The sequence below is a fragment of the Moritella sp. genome (genome assembly GCF_033791185.1).
Lineage (GTDB): Bacteria > Pseudomonadota > Gammaproteobacteria > Enterobacterales > Moritellaceae > Moritella.
In genome coordinates, this window is record NZ_JASJHF010000082.1 from 1 (window position 1) to 5,068 (window position 5,068).

Genomic DNA, 5,068 nt, shown 5'->3' on the forward strand with positions numbered 1-5,068 from the left:
TCGCCAAGCGGTAAGGCACCGGGTTTTGATCTCGGGATTCTGAGGTTCAAATCCTCATATCCCTGCCACTTCTTTCCATATTACTCCCCCATAAATACTTCTTTCCTAAATTCTAAATTCTAAATTCTAAATTCTAAATTCTAAATTCTAAATTCTAAATTCAGCATTTTAAATACACATGCAATTAACGCTGTAAATTTTAATACCTTAATTTCCCCAATTACTGATCCGCAACCTTAAATTTAACTTTATTTACTTATTATTTACATTTATGCTTAAGAAAATACCTCTTTTGGCCGATATCACATATGTATCAGTATTATTTTGTTACGATTAACCCTACTAATTAAAGTAGAATTAAAATACCAATAGCTATCAGTAAGTGGTTGAGCTCTTTTGGTTGGTTTCAGATGGGAAGAAACAATGTTAAAAAATGTCTCGATAACTAAAAAAATAAACTTAGCACTGAGCAGTCTCTTTATACTGATCCTCGCCATTTCTGCGCTATCGCAAAGTAAACAAGAAACGGCCTTGGTTTTATCTATTTTAGAACAACAAGCACATGAACAAGCTGATACTTACTTTGATAGTTTAAATACCATGATGCTCACCGGTAGTATCGGCCAACGTGAAACCTTGCGTCACAAGATGCTCGAGAACGATAACATCGCCGATATCCGAGTAATCAGAGCCGACAAGGTTAATCAACTGTATGGTCCGGGGTTAGCCAGCGAGCAAATCCAAGATGATTTTGACCGCCGCGCACTTGCCGGTGAAGATATCAGCCAAGTTATTAGCACTCAAAATGGTGACACTTTACTGCTCACCAAACCACTTATTGCGTCTAAAAATTACCGCGGCACAGATTGCACGGCTTGCCACAATGCTAAAGAGGGTGATGTACTCGGTGCTGTCAGACTTGAATACTCGCTTAGCCACTTTTACCAACAAGTACAACAAAACATTTTACGTTCAAGCGCAATCTTAGCGGTGGTATTATTTGCCGGTTTATTACTGACGTTATTTATCATTCGTAAAATAATCCTACAACCTATCAGTGAATTGACCGATAGCATGGAGTTAGCCAGTGATACTCAAGATGTGACGACATTAATTGAAGTAAAAAATCATGACGAAATAGGCCGTATGGTCACCGCCTTTAATTACATGATGAGTAATTTTCATTATAGCCTGACTCATGTACTCAATACCGCTGAGCAGTTAGAAGATATATCGACAAAGCTCAGCACTGCATCAACACAAACCTACAACTCTGCCAATCAACAGAAACAAGAAGCTGCAACTATCAACGCCAGTATCACCACAATGCAGACCCAGGTTGAAGATATTAAAGCCAAGACGAGCATGACAACAACAGCATCCGCACAGGCGGCATTACAAACCGATAAAGGGAATACTTTAGCCAGTGCCACCATTGATGAGATCAGTATGCTGACAACGCAACTTGATCACGTCGTCGATAAAATGCACCTACTGGGCGAACAAACTAATAACGTGACCAAGATATTAGGGGTGATTAACTCAATTTCAGAGCAAACAAACTTGTTGGCGCTGAACGCCGCTATCGAAGCTGCTCGTGCTGGTGAAAGTGGCCGAGGCTTTGCAGTGGTTGCTGAGGAAGTGCGTGCATTAGCGATTAAGACCAATAATTCAACCAAAGAAATACAAACCATTGTTAGTTCATTGATTGAAACATCAAACAGCTCGTTTGCAGCGATGGATACGGCCAAAGTAACTGCGGCAGCAGGGGCAATAAAAGTATCGCAGTTAGCCGACATGTTGAATGAGATCGCACGAGAAATGCAGGACATCAATCAATTAAATGATTCCGTTGCCAAATCATCGGCCACTCAACAAACCCTAACAACGGATATTCAACACAATATTGAAACTATCGCCGTCCACTCAGATGAAACAACAGTCGTTGCAACACATGCAAGTAGTATCAGTCAAGAGTTACTCAGTCATTCGACCGAGCTGCTGGCGAAAGTAAAAGAATTTAAATTAAGCTAAAGCGTTATGCGATTGGTTAACTTAAACCAATCGCATAACGTAGCGCCTGACGTTTTAACGGTCCGGCGCGATGTGCGACAGCCAATCCAAGATTACGTAATATCTTCGCGGGTGCGGAGTTATTACTAAATACCGAATAAAACAGATCCATACTGGTTTGCATTAATAGGTTATCTGGCTTGCGTGTGCGCTGGTATTTATTTAGCAACACTTCACTATCCCAGGCTTCGCCTTCAATGACTGCACTGCGAATTAACTCACATAATACATTCACATCTTTAAAGCCGATATTAACGCCCTGCCCTGCCAATGGATTAATGGTATGCGCCGCATCACCAAGCAAGGCCACGCGACCTTTAAAATATTGTTGGGCATGACGTCGTGTTAACGGAAACGAACCGTGATTGGTGATCTCGAATTCACCGATGAGATCGGGAAAGTGTTTTTGTACTTCTTTTTTCAGTTCGGCATTGGATAACTTACTGAGATAATTGATTTGCGCCGTTTGATGATACCAAACCAACGATGCTTTATGACCTGGTAATGGTAATAACGCCATCGGCCCCGTTGGCGAAAACTCTTGCCAAGTAACATCCTGCTGCGGCTGCTCAGTATCAATATTAATTAACATGCAGCTTTGACGGTAATCCCAACTGCTAATACCAATATGCGTCTGTTGACGAATAATCGAGTTAGCCCCATCGGCTGCAAGGACTAACTTAGCACGTAGTTTAGCGCCTGATGTTAAAGTAATTTCAGCATGTTCACTGCTTTGTTCTAAGGTTGCCACTTTTTCAGGACACATCAGTTGTACATTATCGTGACGTTGCATGGCTTCGAGCAAGCCTAATTGGATCACGCGATTTTCAATAATGTAACCTAATTTATCGTAACCAATATCGCTTGCATGGAATTTAGTCTCGCAACCACCTTGATCCCAGGTTTCCAAGCGACGATAAGGACAAAGACGCATTTCTCTGATGTTTGACCAAGCACCTGTAGCAACAAGTAGCTGCTGCGAAGCCAGACTGATCGCAGATACACGTAGATCCATCGGTTGTTCAAATGAAAAAGCAGGTGGTGTTTGCGCTTCAATTACCGCAATTTTAAGTCCCGAGGGTGCAAGTAAATTAGCAGTACTTGCACCAACCATCCCACCTCCAACAATAATTACATCAAATTCCTGCATCGCGTTTCCTGAACCGTTTAAGGATAAATTCTTATCGAATCAGAATTCTACCAAGCTTTACGCCGGAATGATTGCTTTGTACAACGAAAATTACAGTAAATTTATGCACAGATGCATAGATAACGTCTAGTCAACAGACTATTAAGGCAGTAGAATACGCGATCTTCTGTGTGTTCTCACACATAGCAATACATATTAAAGAGCAACGTGGATAATGAGTAAAAAACTGCACATTAAAACCTGGGGCTGCCAGATGAACGAATACGATTCATCAAAAATGGCAGATTTGTTAAATGCCGAGAATGGTTTTGAACTGACTGAAAACCCAGAAGAAGCGGATGTACTTCTATTAAATACCTGTTCAATCAGAGAAAAAGCCCAAGAGAAGGTGTTCCACCAATTGGGTCGTTGGAAAAAACTAAAAAAACGTAATCCTAAATTAGTGATTGGCGTAGGTGGCTGCGTAGCATCACAAGAAGGTGCTGAGATTCAGAAGCGTGCCCCTATTGTAAACTTGGTATTTGGTCCACAAACCTTACACCGTTTACCTGAAATGATTAACGATGCACAAGCGGGTAAAAAAGGCCTGGTTGATGTTAGTTTCCCTGAAATTGAGAAATTCGATCGTTTACCTGAACCCCGTGCCGAAGGTGTATCTGCATTCGTTTCTATCATGGAAGGCTGCTCGAAATACTGTACGTTCTGCGTAGTTCCTTATACCCGTGGCGAAGAAGTAAGTCGTCCACTTGACGATATCTTATATGAGATCGCACAGCTGGCAGAGCAAGGTGTACGTGAAGTTAACCTACTCGGTCAAAATGCCAACGCATACCGTGGTGAGATGCACGACAATGATATGTGTTCATTTGCCGATCTGTTACGTTATGTAGCGGCGATTGATGGTATCGACCGTATTCGTTATACCACCAGCCACCCAATTGAATTCACTAGCGATATCATCGAAGTATATCAAGATACACCGGAAGTTGTGTCGCACTTACATTTACCAGTACAATCAGGTTCAGATCGTATTTTAACTTTGATGAAACGTGCGCACACTGCGATTGAATATAAATCATTGATCCGTAAACTGCGTAAAGCACGTCCTGGTCTAGTGATGAGTTCAGACTTCATTATTGGTTTCCCCGGTGAAAGCAAGCAAGACTTCGCTGATACCATGAAACTGATTGAAGACATCGAATACGATATCAGCTTCAGCTTCATCTACAGCGCCCGTCCTGGTACACCTGCTGCAGATTTACCTGATGATGTATCATTAGAAGAAAAGAAAGAACGTTTGAAAATTTTACAAACACGTATTAGCCAAATGTCACAAAAAATTGGTCGTGATATGGTTAATACTACGCAACGTATTTTAGTCGAAGGTCCATCGAAGAAAAACATCATGGAACTCACTGGTCGAACTGAAAACAACCGCGTGGTTAACTTCGAAGGTTCACCGGATCTAATCGGTACCTTTGTTGATGTCGACATTGTTGATGTATTCCCTAACTCTATCCGTGGTGTGTTTATCCGCGGCGAAAATGAGATGGGTTTACGTAGTGACGTTAAACCAAGCGAGATCTTGGCACGTACTACTAATCAACCGAATGAGCTAGGTGTTGCTAAGTTCAACCCATAAGAGCTAGACTTAGAGCCATTAATGATCGTTAATGGCTCTGCCTAATGAGACTATTTTGAATCAAAATACGACAACGCTCGATATATTTTTAGAACCAGCAGACGGCGCACGATTAGCCCATTTGTGTGGCCCATTTAATGACAACCTCAAACAACTTGAACGTCGTTTAGAAGTTGAAATTACTTATCAAAATTATCTATTCC

Annotated in this window: 3 protein-coding genes and 1 pseudogene; 3 read left to right on the forward strand and 1 reads right to left on the reverse strand. The window is 41.5% G+C overall.

Going from position 1 to position 5,068, the window contains the following annotated elements:
- Window positions 1-423: 423 nt before the first annotated feature.
- Entirely contained in the window at window positions 424-2,034 is a 1,611-nt protein-coding gene (locus QNK26_RS05030; RefSeq protein WP_319221242.1) for a HAMP domain-containing methyl-accepting chemotaxis protein, read from the forward strand.
- A gap of 16 nt (window positions 2,035-2,050) precedes the next feature.
- Here QNK26_RS05030 and QNK26_RS05035 read toward each other — a convergent pair whose 3' ends face one another.
- Complete coding sequence (locus tag QNK26_RS05035; protein ID WP_319221244.1) at window positions 2,051-3,223, reverse strand: FAD-dependent oxidoreductase; 1,173 nt, start codon at window positions 3,221-3,223, stop codon at window positions 2,051-2,053.
- A 214-nt stretch (window positions 3,224-3,437) separates the two neighbouring features.
- On the opposite strand from QNK26_RS05035, the gene miaB reads away from it, so the two are divergent.
- Entirely contained in the window at window positions 3,438-4,865 is a 1,428-nt protein-coding gene (miaB, locus tag QNK26_RS05040; protein WP_319221245.1) for a tRNA (N6-isopentenyl adenosine(37)-C2)-methylthiotransferase MiaB, read from the forward strand.
- Between the two features lie 31 nt (window positions 4,866-4,896).
- A pseudogene (locus QNK26_RS05045) lies at window positions 4,897-5,068 on the forward strand (PhoH family protein); the annotation flags it as partial.

What these genes read in the sequence shown, in the direction of transcription:
- QNK26_RS05030 (WP_319221242.1), top strand. Translation starts at nt 424, where the DNA reads ATGTTAAAAAATGTCTCGATAACTAAAAAAATAAACTTAGCACTGAGC.
- QNK26_RS05035 (WP_319221244.1), bottom strand. Translation starts at nt 3,223, where the DNA reads ATGCAGGAATTTGATGTAATTATTGTTGGAGGTGGGATGGTTGGTGCA.
- miaB (WP_319221245.1), top strand. Translation starts at nt 3,438, where the DNA reads ATGAGTAAAAAACTGCACATTAAAACCTGGGGCTGCCAGATGAACGAA.